12 protein-coding genes are annotated in these 19,941 nt (G+C 70.7%); 4 read left to right on the top strand and 8 right to left on the bottom strand.

Annotated elements, in window-relative coordinates:
• Positions 1–6 precede the first annotated feature (6 nt).
• Positions 7–900, bottom strand: a complete 894-nt coding sequence (gene rfbA / locus BSB02_RS18540) for a glucose-1-phosphate thymidylyltransferase RfbA (RefSeq protein WP_084960233.1) — start codon at positions 898–900, stop codon at positions 7–9.
• A 187-nt stretch (positions 901–1,087) separates the two neighbouring features.
• Between rfbA and BSB02_RS18535 the strand changes: the two genes are divergently transcribed.
• The 3 genes from BSB02_RS18535 to BSB02_RS39725 are packed head-to-tail and all read left to right on the top strand — an operon-like array spanning position 1,088 to position 3,389.
• Positions 1,088–2,629, top strand: a complete 1,542-nt coding sequence (locus BSB02_RS18535; protein WP_084960232.1) for an acyl-CoA carboxylase subunit beta — start codon at positions 1,088–1,090, stop codon at positions 2,627–2,629.
• Positions 2,629–2,814 (top strand): acyl-CoA carboxylase subunit epsilon, encoded by a 186-nt coding sequence (locus tag BSB02_RS43590; protein WP_143590843.1) that lies wholly within the window; start codon positions 2,629–2,631, stop codon positions 2,812–2,814. The genes BSB02_RS18535 and BSB02_RS43590 overlap by 1 nt, the downstream gene beginning before the upstream one ends.
• A complete protein-coding gene (locus BSB02_RS39725; protein ID WP_143590863.1) occupies positions 2,811–3,389 on the top strand; it encodes a PP2C family protein-serine/threonine phosphatase in 579 nt (192 codons plus the stop codon). The genes BSB02_RS43590 and BSB02_RS39725 overlap by 4 nt, the downstream gene beginning before the upstream one ends.
• 46 nt (positions 3,390–3,435) lie before the next feature.
• Here BSB02_RS39725 and BSB02_RS42315 read toward each other — a convergent pair whose 3' ends face one another.
• The 3 genes from BSB02_RS42315 to BSB02_RS40645 form a co-directional block, all read right to left on the bottom strand.
• Positions 3,436–4,203: a hypothetical protein gene (locus BSB02_RS42315; protein ID WP_240506493.1), complete on the bottom strand. Its 768-nt coding sequence runs from the start codon at positions 4,201–4,203 to the stop codon at positions 3,436–3,438.
• 1,236 nt (positions 4,204–5,439) lie between these two features.
• Complete coding sequence (locus BSB02_RS18520) at positions 5,440–6,360, bottom strand: DNA-processing protein DprA (RefSeq protein ID WP_084960231.1); 921 nt, start codon at positions 6,358–6,360, stop codon at positions 5,440–5,442.
• 175 nt (positions 6,361–6,535) lie between these two features.
• Complete coding sequence (locus tag BSB02_RS40645) at positions 6,536–6,841, bottom strand: RNaseH domain-containing protein (RefSeq protein ID WP_158088670.1); 306 nt, start codon at positions 6,839–6,841, stop codon at positions 6,536–6,538.
• Positions 6,842–6,844: 3 nt separating this feature from the next.
• Here BSB02_RS40645 and BSB02_RS18515 point away from each other — a divergent pair, with 3 nt between their 5' ends.
• Complete coding sequence (locus BSB02_RS18515) at positions 6,845–8,539, top strand: N-6 DNA methylase (protein WP_158088669.1); 1,695 nt, start codon at positions 6,845–6,847, stop codon at positions 8,537–8,539.
• Between the two features lie 7 nt (positions 8,540–8,546).
• Here BSB02_RS18515 and BSB02_RS18510 read toward each other — a convergent pair whose 3' ends face one another.
• Genes BSB02_RS18510 through BSB02_RS18495 form a run of 4 tightly spaced genes read right to left on the bottom strand, consistent with a single transcriptional unit; the run spans position 8,547 to position 19,885 of the window.
• Complete coding sequence (locus tag BSB02_RS18510) at positions 8,547–10,481, bottom strand: N-6 DNA methylase (protein ID WP_084960229.1); 1,935 nt, start codon at positions 10,479–10,481, stop codon at positions 8,547–8,549.
• Between the two features lie 4 nt (positions 10,482–10,485).
• The gene (locus BSB02_RS18505; RefSeq protein ID WP_084960228.1) at positions 10,486–11,379 is read right to left on the bottom strand and encodes a serine/threonine-protein kinase; all 894 of its coding nucleotides are present in this window, start codon (positions 11,377–11,379) and stop codon (positions 10,486–10,488) included.
• Positions 11,376–13,505, bottom strand: coding sequence for a UvrD-helicase domain-containing protein (locus BSB02_RS18500; protein ID WP_084960227.1), 2,130 nt, complete (start codon positions 13,503–13,505; stop codon positions 11,376–11,378). The genes BSB02_RS18505 and BSB02_RS18500 overlap by 4 nt, the downstream gene beginning before the upstream one ends.
• Positions 13,502–19,885, bottom strand: a complete 6,384-nt coding sequence (locus BSB02_RS18495; RefSeq protein WP_084960226.1) for a DEAD/DEAH box helicase — start codon at positions 19,883–19,885, stop codon at positions 13,502–13,504. Before BSB02_RS18495 ends, BSB02_RS18500 begins: the two co-directional genes overlap by 4 nt.
• Positions 19,886–19,941 lie beyond the last annotated feature (56 nt).

The following is a 19,941-nucleotide window of genomic DNA, read 5'->3' as shown; positions in this document are numbered from 1 at the left end:
AGGGCCTCACGCCGATATGGCAAGCCGGTACCCGTGCTGCTCGGCCACGCTCATGACGTACTGGCCGTAGGGCGAGTTCCGGTACCGGGCGCCCTGGCGATAGCAGGTCTCCGCGTCGATGAACCCCATGCGGAGAGCCACCTCTTCCAGGCAGGCGATGCGGACGCCCTGCCGCTCCTCCATGGTGTTGACGTACTGGCCGGCCTGCAGGAGCGCCTGCGGCGTACCGGTGTCGAGCCAGGCGAACCCGCGGCCGAGGTCGACCAGCCTGGCCCGGCCCATCTCCAGGTAGGCCCGGTTGACGTCGGTGATCTCCAGTTCGCCGCGCGCCGAGGGCCGCAGGCTCCTGGCGATCTCGACGACGTCGTTGGCGTAGAAGTACAGGCCGGTGACCGCCCGGTCGGAACGGGGCCGGGCGGGTTTCTCCTCGAGGGAGACGAGCCTGCCGAGCCGATCCACCTCGGCCACGCCGAAGCGTTCCGGGTCGCGCACCGGATATCCGAACAACACGCACCCCTCGACGTCGCGCGAGTTCTCGGCGAGCACCTGGGAGAAGGCCTGGCCGTGGAAGATGTTGTCGCCCAGGATCAGCGCGGTCGAATCGTCGCCCACGTGGTCGGCCCCGATGATGAACGCCTCGGCGATGCCGCGCGGCTCGCGCTGCACGGCATAGGAGAAGTCGAGGCCGAACTGGGAGCCGTCGCCGAGCAGCCGCTGGAAAAGCGGAAGGTCGCGCGGCGTCGAGATGATGAGGATCTCCTTGATGCCGGCCAGCATCAGCACCGACAGCGGATAATAAATCATTGGCTTGTCCGCCACCGGAAGCAGTTGTTTGGAAATGGCGAGAGTGGCGGGATGGAGCCGCGTTCCAGAACCCCCAGCCAGGACTATCCCTTTCATACCGAGCAAGGCTAGGAACCCTTCCGGGCCACCGGCAAGAACGCGGCCGGACAATAGGGGTGGGACCACGGGCTAGGGGTGTTCCGCGCGACGGCGCGATGATTATCCTGCGATTACTTGTTCCTTTCCCTGAGGAGAACAGGTGCACACCCAAGAACACCTGATCGCTAAATTGCCGCGCGAATCCATGCGTGACCGGGTCGCGGAACTGGCGCTCACTCGGGAGAGCGTGCGGGAGGGCGAGCCGTCGGCCACGTCCAAACAGCACGCCAAGGGCAAACTGACCGTGCGCGAGCGGCTGGACATCCTGCTCGACGAAGGCTCCTTCCGGGAGATCGAGATGTTCCGCCGCCACCGCGCCACCGGCTTCGGCCTGGAGAACCGCCGCCCGTACACCGACGGCGTGGTCGCCGGGTGGGGGCAGGTGGACGGGCGCGAGGTCATGGTGTACGCCCACGACTTCCGGATCTTCGGCGGTGCCCTGGGCGAGGCGCACGCCGAGAAGATCCACAAAGTGATGGACCTGGCCGAGGCGGCGGGCGTCCCGTTGATCAGCCTGAACGACGGCGCCGGCGCCCGCATCCAGGAGGGCGTCACCGCGCTGGCCGGCTACGGCGGCATCTTCCGGCGCAACGTCCGGGCCTCCGGGGTGATCCCGCAGATCAGCGTGATGCTCGGCCCCTGCGCGGGGGGCGCGGCCTACTCCCCCGCGCTCACCGACTTCGTCTTCATGGTGCGCGGCATCTCCCAGATGTTCATCACCGGCCCCGACGTGGTCCGGGCGGTGACCGCCGAGGAGATCAGCCACGAGGACCTGGGCGGGGCCCACGTGCACGGCACCATGTCGGGCGTGGCCACGTTCGTCTACCCCGACGAGGCCTCCTGCCTGGAGGACGTCAGGTACCTCCTGTCCATGCTGCCCTCCAACAACCGCGAGCTGCCGCCCTCGACGGTGCCGGCCGACCCGGCCGACCGCCCGAACGACCGGCTCCTGGACCTGGTGCCGTCGGATCCGGCGCAGGCCTACGACATGGGCGAGCTGATCCAGGAGATCGTCGACGACGGGGAGTTCTTCGAGTTCCACGCCGGCTGGGCGCAGAATCTCATCTGCGGCCTGGCCAGGTTCGACGGCCACGTCACCGGCATCGTGGCCAACCAGCCGCTCCGGCTCGCCGGCGTGCTGGACATCAACGCCTCCGAGAAGGGGGCGCGCTTCGTCCAGATGTGCGACGCCTTCAACATCCCGCTCGTCAGCCTGGTGGACGTGCCCGGGTTCCTGCCCGGCACCGACCAGGAGCACAGCGGGATCATCCGCCACGGCGCCAAGCTGCTCTACGCGTACTGCGCGGCCACCGTGCCCCGCATCCAGCTCATCATCCGCAAGGCGTACGGCGGCGCCTACATCGTCATGGACTCCCGGTCGATCGGCGCCGACCTGTCCTACGCCTGGCCGACCAACGAGATCGCGGTCATGGGCGCCGAGGGCGCCGCCAACGTGGTCTTCCGCCGGGAGATCGCCGCCGCCGAGGACCCCGACCTGAAGCGGGCCGTGCTGGTGGAGGAATACCGCCGGACCCTCATGCACCCCTACTACGCCGCCGAGCGCGGCCTGGTGGACGCCATCATCGACCCGCGGGAGACCAGGGCCACGCTCACCCAGGCCCTGCGGCTGCTGCGAGCCAAGCACGCCCCCATGTCGCACCGCAAGCACGGAAACCCGCCGATGTGATGGACATCCGGGTCTACGGCAACCCCACCGAGGAGGAGCTGTGCGCGCTCGTCTGCGCCCTGATGGCCAGGCGAAGGGCGCAACCGCCGCCGGCGCCCGAGGTCAGGAAGGCCGGCTGGACACCCGTTTGGTCACCGTACTGGTCACCGCGTTCCTGGGCAGGACCCGCATCGCGGGCGCGATGAACGCCGCGTCCCCGGCCGCCGCGGGCGTGGGGCGGCCCTTCGGGGCGGCTCACCTCACCGCATCAGGTGTCAAGCGGGCAACCGTGGAGGGCTCCAGGTTGCCCGGCCTGGTGTTGTCGCTGCCCCTCGCCTACTACAACGGCCTGCTCGACCGCCCGCAGTACCGGGTCACGATCGCGGCCGTCGTCGGCGTGACCCTGGCCAGCATGGTCGCCAGCCATCTGCGCATCCGGCGGGAGCGGGAGCTGGCCAACGTCCGGCTCGTGGCCGAGATCGCCTGCGCCGAAGCCCCCGAGGAGGGCGTTCCGCTCGGGCTGAGCGACATGGCCACGAGCCTGCCCAAGCCGTACTCGATCCCCTTCGGCAGCGGAGACCAGATCCTGCTGTACACCGACGGGGTCATCGAGACGCGCGACGGGGGCGGCGCGTTCTACCCGCTCACCGAGCGGATCCACCTGCTGTCCGGACCGGATCCGCAGGCCGCGCTCGACGAGCTGCGCGCGGACCTGCTCCGGCACAGAGGAGGGCCGCTGCCCGACGACGCGGCGATGCCCCTGCGGCGCCGCCAGAGCTGAGACCGCCTTCGCGGTGCTGGGCTACTTCGATCGGGACGGCGGCACGTCACTCCCCCAGTTTCTGGATCCGGTCCTTGAACAGCGTGGTGGCGATCGACGCGCGCCGCGGCTGGCCCTTGAGGAAGGCCTGGGCGAAGTGCTTGGCCTGGTCGTAGCTCACCTTGCCGGGCATGGGCGGCTCGTCGGGGTTGACGTCCACGTCGACCAGCGCCGGGCCGTCGAAGGCCAGCGCCTCGGCGATCGCGTACGGCAGGCCGGGCGCCATCGAGGCCAGGTTGCCCGACAGGTAGAACTCCCGGCCGCCCCGGATCGTCCAGTGCCGCGCCGCCCAGGTGGCCACCGTGCCGCTGTCGCACGTCATGATCGCGTCCTCCGCGGCGAGCTCGTCCAGCACGCCAGCCAAGTACTGCGGGGCGATCGGGTCGCGGTCGGGGCTCAGCAGCGCGGCCAGCCCTTCCTTGGCGTCGCCGACCATCGGCACCTCGGTGGGCACCCGCGTCCCGGCACGGGCCGGATCGGCCTCCAGCTGCACGAACCGCGTCTTGCCCGGCTCCGGCAGGTGCTTGGCGTAGGGGAAGTTCGTGCCCACCATGAACAGCACGTCCACGTCCTCGACCAGCTCCTCGCTCGGCCGCGTGCCGAGCAGGCCGATGCCGCCGGTGGTGTAGAGCGAGTCGTCCGGGACGACGGCCTTGCCGGGCAGCGTCTTGATCACCGGCGCCTGCAGGGCCTCGGCGACCGCCAGCACCTCCTCGCGGGCGTGCAGCGCCCCGGCGCCCACCAGGAGCGCGGGCCGTTCGGCGGCGTTGAGCAACCCCGGCCGCGCGCCGCAGGTCCTCCTGGCGCGGCACCGCCGGCGGAGGCAGGTAGACCGGGGCCGTCTGCGGCGCCCGCGCCGGGGCGACGTGCCGCCAGGGGTCGGCGTCGGCGTCGGCGACCTGGATGTCGTTGGGGATCGTCAGGTGCGCCACGCCACGGCGGGCGCAGGCCGTACGGATGGCGATGTCGGCCAGGGCGGGCAGCTGCGCGGGGGTGGAGACGACCTCGTTGTAGACCGCCACGTCGTCGAACAGCCGGTCCAGGTGGACCTCCTGCTGGTAGCCGGTGCCCAGCACCGCGGTCTCCTGCATGCCGGTGATCGCCAGCACCGGCATGTGGTCGAGCTTGGCGTCGGCGTCCACAACGGTGGCGTTGCTGCCCAGGTCGGCGCCGATGGGGCTCATCGTGGCCACATACGGGATGGCGTCCGCGATCACCGACAGTCCTGCTGAGGCCCACAGCAGCATGGCGGCCACCCCGAGGGTCACCCAACCTTCAATCTCTGCAGTGGACCGCGCAGACGTCCTGCCGGTACGGAACATCCCTGATCGCCTGAAGAATAGGCTTCCAGCCGTCATACTCCGGATTCACGTGACGTCCCAGCACGATTGCGGCAACCTTGGAGGCTCCGGCCTTCCGGAGTGCATACGATGCTGATTGGACCCGAGAGCCAGTCGTCCACGTGTCATCCAGCAGGAGAATCTGAGCTCCGCCGAGATCCTCTCCGGCGGAGAATCGGTCTGGGTGGAACTTCCGCGAGTCAGAGGGAATCTTGGGATTCGCCGTTAACTCCGCCCAGGGAAGCTGGATTCGATCGCCGATCAGCGCTCGCAGCGGATGCTCCCCCGGCCGTCCTTTCGTGCTCGGCACAACCGCTAGATGCGTCCATCTGTCAACGCGCGCCGCACGGGCAATACAACCATGGTGGTCGGCTACAAATACCAGGAGCAGATTCAGCAAGTCCAGCTGGATTGCCGGAGACGGCACAGCTGCCTTGTACGCCGCAAGAGCGTAAGCATGCTGCTGCCGTTTAACCGCGTACGAGATTGGGACCACCACGTTGGCTACCTTGGACTGTGCGGTGGCCAGGTGCTGCTCACAGGCGTAACAGCGGGTCCAGCGCGGATCTGCCGGACCACGGCAGACGTAACAGATCCCCGGAGCGGGTTCGAGGGGATTTCTCAGGTAGGAGGCCTGGTGTGCGACCCGTCTGCGGGTCGCCTCCCATGGATCAGCAGCTCCTGGCAAGGATGGGAATCTCCGGAAGTGAGTCGGGGCCGGCGTTTAGCTCGGCGATCAATCCTTCCACAACCGCCAGCAACTCGCGCAACCCGGAGACCACGTGAACCCCCGGCTTCTTCGCATAATCACGGGCCCAGTCATGCTCCAGCAACTCTTTCGGCATGACGACGGGACGCCCATGCTCGAGAGCAAGCCGTGCCTGAATCCGCGCCCCGCTCTTCCACGGTGCCTCCACCACAACGGTGGCAGCGGCGTATCCACTCATCACGGCGTTTCGCATCGGGAAGTTTCGCTGATGCGGTGGGCTGTCCGGCCAGAACTGACTGACGACAAGCCCCTCCCGGCTGATGCGCTCCTGCAGCGAGCGGTTCTCCGCCGGATAGAACTTATTGATCCCGGTTCCGATGACCGCAACCGTCCGACCTCCGGCTTCGAGCGCGGCGCGATGGGCGGCCGTGTCGATCCCCCTGGCCAGGCCGCTGACGACGGTTACTCCGTTCACCGCCAGATCGTGGGCGACGGCAGCGGCGATCCTGAGCCCCTGCTCGCTCGCCTGTCTGGTCCCGACCACTGCGATCGCACGCTGGTCATGTGCCGAGATCCCGCGGGAGAACAGGATCGGCGGCATTTGGTGGATGCTTCGTAGCTGGCTTGGATAATCCGCATCGAGGCAGGTGCGTACCGTGATGCCCTGATTCTCCCACTTCGCGAGTGATTCCGCTGCCTGCACGATCGCGGACTCGACCAGATCGGGCTCCGGAAACAGCGTCGCCTGTACTTGGAGTTCCGAGGCAAGGACAGCGACCGCGCTGCCTTGCTCCAGGACCGCCAGGGCGACATCAGCCCAGCTTGCACCCGGACGCTGCAGGAGCGCCACGAGCGCGGCACGTTCACGCAGCTCCGAAGCCATGCCAGCGATGTTACCCACGAGAGGACCCACGCCCCAACGATACCGCGCGACGCCCCAAAAATTCGAACAGTTCGAATAATTGCGAGCTACGCCCTGCTCGACGGCGCCGCGGCGGCCTGACGCATGGGCGGGCGGTCATGGAGGAGCGCCTCCCTCCGAAGCGACGCCTGAGCCATCACGAAAGATCTTCATCGAAGTTGCCCGAGCGGTAGTTCGGGTGATCCTCATCCGCGATGTTGGCCAGGTGGAGCGGCAGCGGCCAGCGTGTCTGGGCGTCCCAGGACAGAGGCTGAGCACACAACCGCGCGGTCACCGCCACCGCCTGGTCTTCGTTGATCAGTCCCGGCCTGACCACGACGAACTCGGTGCCGGTGAAGGCGTGCCAGTCGTTGCCCTGCTCGTCGGCGCGGCCGGCGGGCAGGGTGAAGACTTCCCCCCACCCGTGGGCGGCACGGCCGCCAGCCCGCTCTTCTCCCTGCAAGAAGTGGAGGCGTGGCTGCAAGCCAACAAGCCCGGCCTGAGCCTGTCCGCCGAAGGCAAGCTGTGGCATGCGATCAAGGCCCTCGGTGACGACCTGCGTCTCGCGCAGGTGCTGTGCGCCACAGGCGCGTTCCTGGCCGTGGTACGGCAGGGCGCCTGGCAGAGGCTGGCCAAGCTCGACGATGAGAAGCTGGAAGCCACGGTCCCCGCGGAGGTGCGCAAGGCCTGCCAGAGCGCGGCCGTCTTCCCGAGCAAGCTCCCGCCGGGCACCGGCCCTCTGCTCAGAGACCTGGCCTCCCTCGCGGGCGAACTCGGCGAAGCACAGCTGTTTGAGTACTTCACCACCCGGTTCCTGGAAGCACAGCATCGCTCCTTCGCCGCCACGCCTCCCCCGCTGGCAAAGTTCGTGGCCGACCTCGTGGGCGAGCGGCCGCGCACGCTTCTCGACCCCGCCTGCGGCACGGGCACGTTGCTCCTGGCGGCAAGCGATCAGCACAGGCGGCTGCTCGGCCAAGAGCGCGACACCGATCTCGCCCAGGTCGCGGCCATCCGGCTGGCCCTGTCCGCAGAGCAGGCGGTCGTCGTCGGCGGAGACTCCCTCCACGCCGACGGGTTCGGCGGCGAACTCGTCGACGCGGTCGTCTGCCACCCGCCCTTCAACGAACGCGACTGGGGTCACGAGGAGCTGGCCGCCGACCCGAGGTGGGAGTACGGCCTGCCACCCCGCATGGAGTCAGAGCTGGCCTGGGTGCAGCATGGGCTGGCCCACGTCAAGCCGGGCGGGATCGTCGTGACGCTGATGCCGGTCACCGCCGCCAACCGGCGCTCCGGCCGCCGCATCCGGGCCAACCTCGTGCGCAAGGGCGCCCTTCGTGGCGTCGTCGACCTGCCGCCGTCGATGGCGTCGACCGCGGGGATTCCGGCCCATCTGTGGCTCCTGACCAGGCCCGTTCCGGGCAGTCCCCCGCCCGCGACGGTGTGGTTCGCCTCGGCGGTGAAGGATCGCCCCGCCGAGCTCGCGTCCGCGTGGGTCGCCTACCTGCGTGAGCCGACCGCCGAGCCGTCGTCCGGCCGGACCGTGGCGACGATCGACCTGCTCGACGAGGACGTCGATCTGACTCCCGACAGGTACCTCGCCGAGGGGGGCGGGGATCAGGTCACCGTCCAGTCGCTCACGGACGAGATCAACGACCTCCTCGGGCGCGTGCGCCGCCTTCTGCCCGCGCAGCCCGAGCCGCTTGCCGTCTCCCTGACCACAGCGGGAGAGCTGGCGCAGGCGGGCATCTTGGAGATCATCCGCCCGGGGAGAGAAGAACAGGCGTGGAGCGAAGCCGGCGACATCGTCGTCACGCCGGGAACGGACCGGCTCGACGTCGAGGTCACCCGGCGGCCCACTCTTGTGACGGCACGCAACCATCTCATCCGGATCCATCGGCGCGACGTCGACCCGGAGTTCATCGCGGGGTTCCTGCGGAGCGCGCACAACCCCGTGCCCAGCTCCGGCACGTCCTCCGGCATGCGCAGGGACGTGCGGAAGGCGGTCGTTCCCAGGCTGCCCGCGATCGAGACGCAACGCGCCTACGGCGAGGTGTTCCGCCGGCTGGAAGAGCTGAGGGTCGTCCTCAACGAGGCGGCGGCGAAAGGCGAGCGGCTCACCCGGCTCGTGCTGGATGAGATCACTCGCGACGCGCGGCCCTGACGGCCTCTCACACCAGTCTGCCCGCCGCGAGCTCGCCGAGGCCCAGGCGATACAGCGCCCGCGCTTCCCCGGACAACCGGCCGGCGCTCGTCTCGAAGAGCTCCAGCAGGCCGAACGCCTCCCCGAGCCGCCGCTGCTCCTCGATCGGCAGCCGTGGAATCTCCACCCGCCGGATGTCCGCGCGGGAGGTGCCCGTCTGCCCCCTGCCGGACCCGGCCGCCGCGGCGACCCGCAGGAACCCCGCGAGACAGGCCGGGTCGATCCGCTCGCGGTCGGCCCGGATGGCGTACAGCCCCGGTCCCAGGACGGCCCCGCCCCGTTCCACCAGCCGGACGACCATGGGCCGCCCGCCCGAGGGCAGCACGACGTCGCCGGCCTGCAGGATCACCGTGCCGGCCGTGGTTCCGGCACGCTCGCGGGGCTCGGTGTCCTCCAGCACATCGCTCACCGTGAGCACCGGCAGGTCGCCCGGCGGCAGCTCGCCCCTGGGCGGCTGGAGCACGGTGACGGCGCCCGCTCGCATCTGCTCGGCGATCGTCGTCTTGGGCACGTCCGCGTGGGCCGCGCGAAGCCGCCGGAGGTTGCGCACGCTGCGCCGCAACCGCTCGACGGAACCGGTCATCTCCTCCAGGAGGGTGGAGAACGCCCCTTCAGGCTGGCCCGGGCCTGCTCGGCGGCCGGGCGTCAGGTCGACCTCCTCGTCCAGGAGGTCGATGACGGCCACCGCGTTCTCGTGTCCCGCGCCCGTGAACGCCTGCCACTGTTCGACGACGGCTTCGCGGAGGCGGTCGTCGGGCAGATCGGTGGCGTCGGCCATCATGATGTGCGTGGGCACCGGCTCTCCGGTCACCGGCCGGCGCAGAATCCACAGGTGCGGGGCGGCCAGGACACCGGGCACCGAGCCGGCGGGCAGCGCCACGATCCCGCGAAGCGCGCCGGTTCTCAGAAGCCGGGCGCGGATCCGGCGTCCCGACCGGCGGTTGGCCGCCGCCGCCGGCATGACGACGGCCATGTACCGGCCGGGCTTGAGGTGGTAGAGACCGTGCTGAACCCAGGGCAGTTCCGGCTCGCCCCGCGGTGGCAGGCCGTACTGCCACCGGACGTCCGTCGCGAGCTCGTCGTACCCCCAGTCGCGTTCGCCGAAGGGCGGCACGCAGGTGACCGCGTCCGCCCGCAGCGAGCCGAAGGCGTCGGAGCGGACGGCGTCGCCGGCCGACACCGCGCCGCGATGACCGTGCAGCCGCAGCCGGGCAGCGGCTATCTGGGCGGTGTGGTCCTCTCGCTCCTGGCCGAAGAGCTCCTCGGCGCCCTCCTTGGCCGCGCTCATCAGCACCGAGCCGAAGCCGCAGGCCGGATCGTAGACGACGCCGCCCTTGGCCTCGGTCAACGCCACCATCAACGCCGCCAGCGACGTCGAGACCTCGCCGACCCGGCGGGAATGCGCCTCCAGGTAGCGCTCGTACACGAAGTCGAAGATCCCGGCCGCGCTCCGTTCGGCCGCCAGGTCGGCGATGGTGCGCAGCAGCCCGGCTTCCAGGATTCCGTGCGGCTCCCCCGGCAGGTCCAGGCCGGACAGCGCGTGGCCGAGCCGGTCGGCCAGTTCCCCGTCCGGTCTGCGGGCCAGCTTCCGCCAGGTCCCGGCCTGCTGGTCGAGGAAGACCAGGAAGGCGCCCGCCTGGCCCACGGCCTGGCCCAGCCGAAGATCCCCGACGCTGGCCTTGATCTGCTGCCACACCCGCTCTTCTGCCGGAATCTCGGCCAGCTTGCCCTGCCGTCTCAGCCACTCCTCGACCGCGGCGAGCGAGAACAGCGGACTGCTGGAGGTGCCGCCCACCGGCGCGGGGAAGTCGGCGAAGCGTCGTCGCCAGTTGCTGACCGCGGCCCGCCCGACTCCGGCGAGCCTGGCGATGTCGGCGGCCGCGACGGTGGCGCTGTCGTCCATGTGGTCACCCCAAACGTGAAAGGACCGCCGCGTACATCAGGGCCGGGTCGGCGCGGACGTCGTCGCGGATCCAGCCGGGAAGCGGTGGCAGGTCGCAGACCATCGGGCGGAGCAGGTCGAACACCGCCCTGGCACTGCCCGGCCGCCTTTCCGGCTCCTTGACCAGCAACGACAGCGTGACATGGTTCAGTTCCGCCGGCACGCCGATCATCGCCGGCGGCTCCTCCCGCTGACATCTGGCTATCTCGGCCAGCAGGTCGTCGTCCTGGAACGGCCGCCGCCCCGCGAGCAGTTCATACAGCAGCGCCCCGACCGCGTAGACATCGCTTGCCCGGCTGGCCGCCCTCCCCTGGATCAGCTCGGGCGCCATGTACCGAGCCGATCCGGGGATCTGCCCCTCGGCGGTGATCGTGGAGAATTCGCCGGCGCCGAGCGAAGCGGCCACCCCGAAGTCGATGACCTTCACGGTTCCGTTCGCACACAGCAGCAGGTTCTCCGGTTTGAGGTCTCGATGGATCAGGCCGGCGTCGTGCGCGGCCGCCAGCACCGCGCACGCCTGCGCGGCGATGAACACCGCCCAGGGGTACGGCAGGCGCCCCACCTCGTCCTTGAGCTTGCCGACGCTGTCGCCCTCCAACGCCTCCATCACCATGAAGAGATCGCCGTCGTGGCCGAAGTCGTAGACCACGGGCACGCCGGGATGGCGCAGCCTGGCGGTGATCCGAGCCTCCCGGTTGAACCGTCTGCGCCCCTCCTCCGCCGAGACGAGATCGCCCAGGCTGATCAGCTTGATCGCCACCGGCCGGTTGAGCCGCAGGTCCTTGCCCGCCCAGACCTGGCCCATGCCGCCCCGCCCGATGGGTGAAGTGACCTTGTAGCGGTCGGCGACGGTTCTCATGGCAGGAACCGGCTCTTCCGCCCGTGCCAGGAGATCACGACGCTGTCCCTGGCCCGGGTGCTGGCCACGAACAGCAGGGACCGTGCCCGCCGCAGCTCCCGCCGGAAGCGCAGCGGGTCGCTCTCCTCGAAGTCGAGGGTGCGGGGCACCAGCCCCTCTCTCACCCCGGCGATGATCATCCGCTGGTATTCCAGCCCCTTGAACCGGTGCATGGTCCCGATGTGCACCGGCGCGTCGACCAGCCGCGGCCCTTCGCCGGTGATCGACGTCGAGACGATCTCCGCCCGCCCGAGACGGTTCTCCACGTCGGCCACCATCCATCGTTCCGGCACGGCGACGCCGATGGATCCGCCACCCCATTCCTGGACCTGGCTGACGATCCCGTCCAGCTCGGCTTCCCACGTCGGGTACGGCCTCAGCACCGGGTCCGGGCCGCGCAGCACGGAGCGGTAGCCGGTCAGGTCGTCGTGGCCGTCGTCGAGGTCGTCCCACTCCTCCTGTCCCAGCAGCCGCACCGCCGTACCGAGGATCTCGTGGGTGGTGCGGTAGCTGAGCGTCAGCTTGGCGGACCGGCCGCGGATGTTGATCCCCAGGCTGCCGAGCGAGACGTGGTTGCCGTAGATCCGCTGGTGGGTGTCGCCGACGATGAACAGGTCGTCGGGCCCTTCCGGGATCATCGCGCGCAGCATCTTCCAGTGCGCCACCGACAGATCCTGCGCCTCGTCCACCACGATGTGCCGGTAACGGGGACGGTGCCAGATACCCGACTCGCGTTGCACCCCGGCGTTGGCCTCATAGGAGGCGCGGTCGCGGGCCTTCTCCAGCTCGATGCGGGCGGCCCGCTCGGCGAACTGCTGGTTGGTCCACACGCCCTTGGCGTCCAGGCGCATCACGTAGCGCTCGGCGAGCTGCCAGATGGCCGCGCGGTCCTGTCTGCTGATCGAACGACCACGTCCGGCGCGCCGGGCGCGGAAGTAGTCCGCCTTGGTCGCGCAGGCCTGCCCGAGGATCACCTGGGTCCATTCGGCGTGCAGGAAGTCGGCGTCCCAGCGGGTCTCCCCCTCCTCCAGCAGCAGGTCCTCCCACTCCCTGAGCGCCTTGGTGTCGTCGATCCGCGACCGGCGTCCGCCGGTGGAGGCCTCGGCGACGATCGCGCTCGCCACCTTGTCGACGTTGAGGATGTCGACGTGCCGCAGGATCTCGGCGCCGGCCAGCGCGATCAGGCGTTGCCGCAGGTCGGCGGCGAGGTTGGTGTTGAAGGTGGTGAGCAGCACCTTGCCGGACCCGGGGCTCATCCGGTCGACCAGATGCTTGACGCGGTGCAGCGCGACGATGGTCTTGCCGGTGCCCGGGCCGCCGCTGACCCGGGCCGGGCCGCTGTAGGACCGTTGGACGATCTTTCGCTGGGTGGGGTGGAGGAAGACCCGCCAGCGTTCGAAGTCGCCCTGTTCCAGGATCTCCCGCAGGTCGGCGTCGGCGGTGGTGACCGTGGCCGGGCGCTCCAGGGCGGCCTGGTAGTCGTCGGTGTCGATCTCCTCGGCAACCGCGACCGGCGCCGTGATCTGGTCGAGGACCTCCTCCGGCGTCTTACCCGTGTGGAGGGCGAGCAGGACCTCTCCCGTCAGCTGGGGGGCGATGGAGGCCAGCGCGAGAAGCTCGTCCTCCGTGGTGATCTTCATGATCAGCCCGATGAGCGGCTCCGCGACGCCCAGTTCCAGGAGCTGTTCGGCGGTGAACTTGGCGAACAGCGGCTCCGGTCCGGCGGGTCGCCGCTCGACGATCGTCGACTCGACCGAGACGAGGTCGACGAACTCGATGCCGCCGGTGACCGGGTTGATCTGGTAGGCGAATTTGTCGAGGTTGTCATAGACCTCCTGCCGCGGCTTGACCGCGACCAGGATGTAGTCGTCGCCGCCCGCGTGCAGCAGCAGCGCGCGGTAGTCGAGGTTCACCCGGGCGGAGTACAGCCGCGGATGCCCCTCCAGCCGTTTGAACCTCAGGCCGGGGTTGTCCTTGTCCTGGCGGAACTTGTGCTGGAAGTCGTAGATGGCGCCTTTGACGGCCCGCGGCAGCTTGAGGATCTCCTTGTCGGCCTTGTCCAGCAGCCGAAGCGTTGCCCTGCTCACGCGATCGCCCTCCTCAGTTCGTCGGGCGTCCAGCCCGCCACGGTCCGCGCGTCCCAGCCGGCCGCCCGGAAGGCGGCGTCACGCCGGCGCGTGTCCTCGTCGTCTCCGGCCAGCACGATGGCCACCTTCGCCGCCGGCCAGGCCAGCTCCGCCTGCCACAGCTGCTCGCCCAGCTCGAAGCCGACCTGCGGCACCGGGACGCCCAGGGCGGCCAGCTCGTGGACGAGCTCGGCCAGGCCGGGCTCGTCGGGGACGATCTCGTCGAGCACCCGCTCCCACTCGCCCGAAGCCCGTTCCTCCGGCGCCTGCCGTACCGGACTGACCTCCTCCACCGACCGCAGGTCCTCATCCAGCGGCAGCAGGCTGAGCGCGGTCAGGAAGCCGCTCCCGCCGGCGGCGGCGAGCAGGGCCGGGTCGAACCGGTCCAGCCCGGTGAGCGCGAGCTGCGCGCCGTCGCCCTTCCCGGTGTCGAGGAACTGCAGGATGTTGCCCCAGAAGAGCCAGTTCGCCCAGTTCCGCTTGTGGGTGGCCTCATCGGCGGTGATCGTCTCCGTGCGGTCGTCGATCACGACGAAGGCGCTGAAGTCGCGCCCGTCCAGGACGATCGTCAACAGGCCGCTCCGGCAGACCACGACGGCGCCAGGGGCGGAGGCGGGCAGCGGCAGGCCGCGGAGGGCGGCGGCGACCCGCTCCGGCACTCCCGCCGCGTCGCAGCCGCTCTTCTCCCGGGCCTCCACGAGCGCGCCGACGACCATCGCCTCAGCTCGGCGCAGCCACAGCCGGGGGTCGGGCGAACCCAGGTAGGCCAGCAGCGTCTCGACGGGGTTGGTCCAGAGCGTGGCACCCAGCTCGCCGGGATCCCGGCCGGTGACCTGCTGGTAGTAGGCGCGCGCCTTCGCCTGGGCGTTGCCGAGGTACGGCGGGCGCGCCGAGCCGGGAGCGAACCCGCGCTCCTCCCACTCGTCGAGGTTCTCCCACGTCAGCTGGAAGACCAGGCCGCGGTGGGCCCGTAGCCGGGCCCGCTTCTCCGCGTCGCCGGCCAGCCGGTTGATCTCGGCGCTCGCGTGGTAGGCGTAACCGTCGAGGTAGACCGAGACCTCCTGCGGCTCGGGGTCGACGAGCCGGAAGACGACGTCGGGCCGGGTGCCGCGGATGGTGTTCTGCAGCGTCATCCGCCAGTGCCTGATCACCCCGTCGGGTCCCTCGATGCGCAGGTCGGCGGTCTTGCGCCCGTCGACGACCTCCCCGCGGGACAGGGTGCCCGGCGTGTCGGCGCGGCGCGCCCACGCTTCGAGCCCGCCGAGGAACCTGGCCTCCAGCTCGCTTTCGACCTGATCCCACAGCGAGATCTCGCCCGTGTCGGCCACCTCGGTGACCTGCCAATCGTCCAGCAGGTCGGCGAGCATCTCCTCCGCGTCCGCCCGGCTCACCTTGTCGTAGTCGCCACCCGGGACGTGCGCGAGCAGGCAGCGGTGGCAGGCCCGCTTGGCGCTGTCCTTGCACCGGCACCCGGACACGATGGCGTGCGCGGCCTCCAGCACCTCGCGGAACCCCTCCGCCGACGCCAGCCGGTGCAGGTAGCCGGTGCCGCCGGGCAGGGTGTCGTGCAGCACGAGAAAGCGCCGGCGGCGCCGGGTGTCGCGGTCGGGCATCGTGGCGGTGACGATCGCCAGGTGGTCCGGGTCGCCGCCGTACTTGGCCGCGACTCCTGTCATCAGCGCCGCCGCGAAGGTGGCGGTCCGCTCCGCGGCCATGAGCGTGGCGATCGGCAGCAGGATGCGCAGCGCCTCGGTGTGGAGCTCGTGGGCGAGGATCACCGGCTGGTGGGCGACGTCCTGGGGAGCCCGGCGGTGGGCGCACCAGGGCCGGTGGTGCCGGCGGCTCGGGTCCGACCACGAGGCCGCCAGCAGGCCGTCGGAGTGCGCGTTGGGCGGGCCGTCCACCGTGGTGCCGCCGCAGGCCGGGCAGACGTGGAACGGGTTGAGCCGGACGTCTTCGCCGGCGAGCTTGCGGACGTCCTGCCGGTCGCTCCGCATCGTGCCCAGGTTGAAGCGCCGGACAGTGGCCTTGCGGGTGAAGTCCACGCCGAAGACGACCTTGTGGTGCCGCCAGGAGCCGGGAACGATGTCGGCGGCGTCGATGTCGACGGCGACCGCCCGCTCGTAGTAGCGCTGCTGGCGGTCCTCACTGTCGTCGCCGATCTGGGCGTCGTCGCGGCGGTCGTGCGCGTAGACCCGGGTGGGCCGCAGCACCTTGTGGAGCGACTCGATCTCGCCCAGGGCGGGGTTGGCGCAGCGGGGGCATGGCGAGGTGTCCTCGACCGCACGCACGGTGCGCACGTAGCCGCACTCGCCGCAGACCCGCCAGTCCTCCCAGGCCGGCCGCGACGGCGTGCCGATGTCCAGGCCGGTGATCTTGTGCTCGTAGCCGCGCATGTAGAAGTGGTTGCCGGGGGCCAGCTCGGTCAGCGCCAGCCGGGCCGGGCGCCTGTACTCGCGGACCTCCGAGTGGTACTGCTTGCCGCCCGGTATCTCCTCCTCCCAGGTGATCGTGGCCTCCAGGGCGGTCGCGGAGTCGATGAGCGAGTAGTTGGGCAGCAGCCCGAGCTCGACCAGCGCGCTCTGCGCGCTTTGCCGGCCGATGTCGCCGATCAGCTTGGAGACCGCGCGCCGCTCCGCCGTCAGCGACCGTTTGACCGCGCGCTCGATCGTGTCGGACTCCACCAGCGACTCGATCGCCTCGTCGATCGCGGCCAGCCGCTCCCTGAGGTCGGCCAGGCGCCGGTCCCACTCCTCCGCGGCGCGCCGTACGGCCTGCGCCAGCCCCGAGGCGGCGAACGCGCGCAGCTCCGCGGCGGCCTGCGCGGTGACCCGCTCCCCGAACAGGTCCAGAAAACCCTCCACGGCGCCGGACGCCAGGGCGGCGGGCACGAAGGAGGCCAGCCACCCGGTCTCGCCGAACAGCGCCGACGCGCGACGCGGCAGGGGCAGGATCCCGGGGAGCCGGCCCCGCGCGCAGAGGTCGACCAGGTGGGCGACGTACTGCCGGCGCAGGATCTCCACGGCCGACAGGTAGCTGCCCGGCGGCACGATCTCCCCGGCGATCATCTCGATCGGCTCGCCCAGGAAATACAGGTCCCGCGGTTCGCGCCCGACCAGGGTGACCAGGAAGGCGTTGCCGTCGCGCCGGCCCGCGCGGCCCACGCGCTGCACATAGTTGGCCGGTCCCGGCGGCAGCGACGCCAGCAGCACCGCCGACAGCGTCCCGATGTCGATGCCCAGCTCCAGGGTCGGCGTGCAGGACAGCACGTTCGGGTCGTTGTAGCGGGTGCCGTTCTTGAACCGCTCCTCGACCAGTTCGCGCTGGCGGCGGGTGAGCGCGCCGGTGTGCTCGGCCGTGACCACGCGGAACGGCCCGTAGCCGTAGCCCAGGTAGAGCCGCCGATAGTAGTCGTCGCGGTACTTCTTGGTGCCCCGGTCGGTCAGCCGGCCACGGCACCGGTACCGAGGACAGGGCTGGCCGTACCACTCGCCGACGATCTCGGGCCGGATCGTCTGCTGCCAGGCGCACTGGTCGCAGCCCAGACCCGCGTCGTTGACGAGGGCGTCGTCGATCGCGTGGATCATGATGTGCCCGGGGTGCAGGCCGTACACGCCGGTCTGGCCGTCGACGACCCGTTTGGCGATGACCCCCTCCGACGCCAGCAGCGGCACCAGGCGGGCCAGGTACTCGCCGGCCTGCCTGCGATCCAGGTCGAGGCATCTCATCGCCCAGTCCTGCGGCCAGCCCTGGTCGGCGTCGATCCGGTCGAACTCCGATTTGTTCTTGGGCCGGTCGAGCAGGAAGGTGGGCGCGCTCAGGCCACGGGGGAAGTTGGGGATGCCGTCGGGTCGCGGCCCCCAGATGGCCCCGTAACGCTTGGTCCCGGCGTTCTTGATCCACTCATCCAGCCACCGGTGCCTGATGGCGCCCCGGTAGCGGAGCCGGTCGAGCAGACCGCGGACGAAGGCCAGATAGCGTGCGGGCGTCTTGGGGTCGACCATGCCGGAGAGCCCGAGGTGCACGTCCCGCGCCAGGTCCGCCGCCTTCTCCGGGTCGCCGAGCACGACCTCGCCGACCGCCGTGCGGGTCAGGTCGAGAGTACGGCCCTGCCGCGACCTCAGCCCGAACTCCAGGATCGCCTGGAAGGCCAGCCGCTCGCCGATCAGATCCCACGCCTTGGGCGTGCCCGACGTCGTCTTGGCCAGGATCGCGTCGATCTCCGGCCGGTCGTGCAGGTCGGGCGGCACCACCGCGGGGAGCACGTCGGCCTCGCTGGCCGCGGCGGCCAGGTCGCCGATCAGGTCGTTGAGCAGCATCGGCGCCTCGGGGTCGAGCCTGGAGGCGATCAGCCTGCGCAGCGAGAACGCGAAGGACCGGTTGGCGACGAATCCCGCCCGGTGGGCGGCGTCCTGCACGGAGTCGTTGAACAGCAGCGTCTTGCGGTGCTCGGGCTCCAGCTGGCCGCCGGCGAACAGCTGGGTGACGACCACCGAGGCGAGCGAGGCCAGGCCGGCGCCGAGGAAGCGGATGCCCTGCTCCATGTCGCACGCCGGGCAGCGATCCTGCTCGGCCGCGTGGATGCCGTCCTGCTTGGTGCTGAGGTTGGCCAGCACGAAGACGACGTCGCCCGCGCCGTAGGCGTCGCGTTCCGGGTCGTAGGGCCGGACCCGGTCGCCGTCGAGGATCTGCAGTCCTTTGGCGCCCGCCTCCGCCTCGCCCTTGGTGGCCGTGATGAGCGCCCGGACCCGCTTCTTCTCCGGCCCGATCGCCGCGCGGTAGATCCGCTCCGGACTCGTCACCAGCTCCGTCGGGTCCTTCTCCGGCGAGTAGGCCGCCCAGCCCGAGCGTCCGCAGTGGCGGCAGTAGACGGCCGGAAGCAGGCTCCTGCCCATGATGTTGATCGTGGAGTCGGCGTCGACGATCGGCGGCTCGCCGATCCAGGCGAAGGCCGGCGAGTGGTGCACCAGCCGCAGCAGGCGGGTGACGGCGCGCACCCAGATGTGCGTCTCGACCATGAGGAAGGGACGGTCGGGCCTGCCGGTCCCGGGATCGGGCGTCCGCGCCTGCGACAGCAAGGCGACGAACCGGGCCAGGGCGGTCGCGGCCTTGGCCGGGTTGTCGCGGATGTAGGCGCCCCAGTTGTAGGCGCCCTTGCGCGGCAGCCGCTCCAGCATCTCCTCAAGGGTCTTCGGCCGGCCGTCGCCGAGCAGGTCCAGCACCGCCTGGGTGAGGATGTGCTGCCTCAGCGTGTCGGCCAGCTCGACGTCGCTGATGGTGTTCCGGCCGGTGACGGCGGCGGCGAGCCGGTCGATCGCCCCGGGGTCGCGCAGCGGGTCGCCGCACGCGATGAGCTCGTCGGGTCCGGGCAGCGGCAGGGTGACGTCGATGTCGCCGATGAACTCCTCGGCGGTCAGGCGGTCTTCGCCGACCACGGAGTCGGGCGGGAACACCGTGCCGAAGACCTGCTCGGCCACCTCGCGGATGGCCGCCGTGGGGTCCGTCGAGCGGGCGCCCGGGGCGGCGCCCTCGCCCAGCGTCGCCGAGGTCGCCACCGGGCAGATGCCGCCGAGCGGGCTGCCCGGCCGGGAGTGCCCGGTCACGGCGGCCAGCCTGCGCAGCAGCATCGCCACATCGGTGCCCTGCGCGCCGTCGTAGGTGTGGAACTCGTCGACGACCACGTAGGCGATCTCGGCGTCGTTCCACAGCGGGAGGTCGTCGGCCCGCTGGAGCAGCAGGTCGAGCATCTTGTAGTTGGTGATGAGGACGTCGGGCGGGTTGCGCCGGATGTCCGCCCGCAGCGTCGCCACCTTCGGGTAGCCGACCTCGGGCGTGTCGCCGATGTACAGCGCGGCCTCGACCGCCTCCATCCCGGGTTCCCGCAGGTATGCGCTGATGCGCCGCGCCTGGTCGGTGGCCAGGGCGTTCATCGGGTAGAGCAGCACGGCCTTCACCCCGCGCCTGCCCTTCCTCCGCTCCCTCCGGCAGTGGTCCAGCACCGGCACCAGGAAGGACTCGCTCTTGCCCGAGCCGGTCCCGGTCGTGATCAGCGTCGGCTCCGCCCGCTTGCCGAGCGTGCTGAGCCGCCGGAACGCCGCCGCCTGGTGCCGGTAGGGGGTGAACCCGCTGGGCACCCACTCCAGGCAGCGCTCCCAGCCGTCGTCCGCCGCGCGGAACGGCGTGCGGATGCGGAGGTACGGCCCGCGGAAGATGCCCTGGCCGGGATCGTTGAGGAACAGCTTCAGCGCGTCGCGTGCCATCGGATCGCTGAGCGCGAAGGTGGTCGTCAGATACTGGGTGAGGCTCTCCCGCAACTCCTCGGCGGCCAGCGTCGGCTTCACGCCGCGACCTCCGTGTTCGCGGGCAACGCAAAGGCCGGACGCCCGATTCCATCGGC

Origin of the sequence: Thermoactinospora rubra (genome assembly GCF_002093975.1) — a bacterium.
Lineage (GTDB): Bacteria > Actinomycetota > Actinomycetes > Streptosporangiales > Streptosporangiaceae > Nonomuraea > Nonomuraea rubra_A.
The sequence above is the reverse complement of the archived record's forward strand: the minus strand, read 5'-3'. Positions and strand labels throughout refer to the sequence as shown.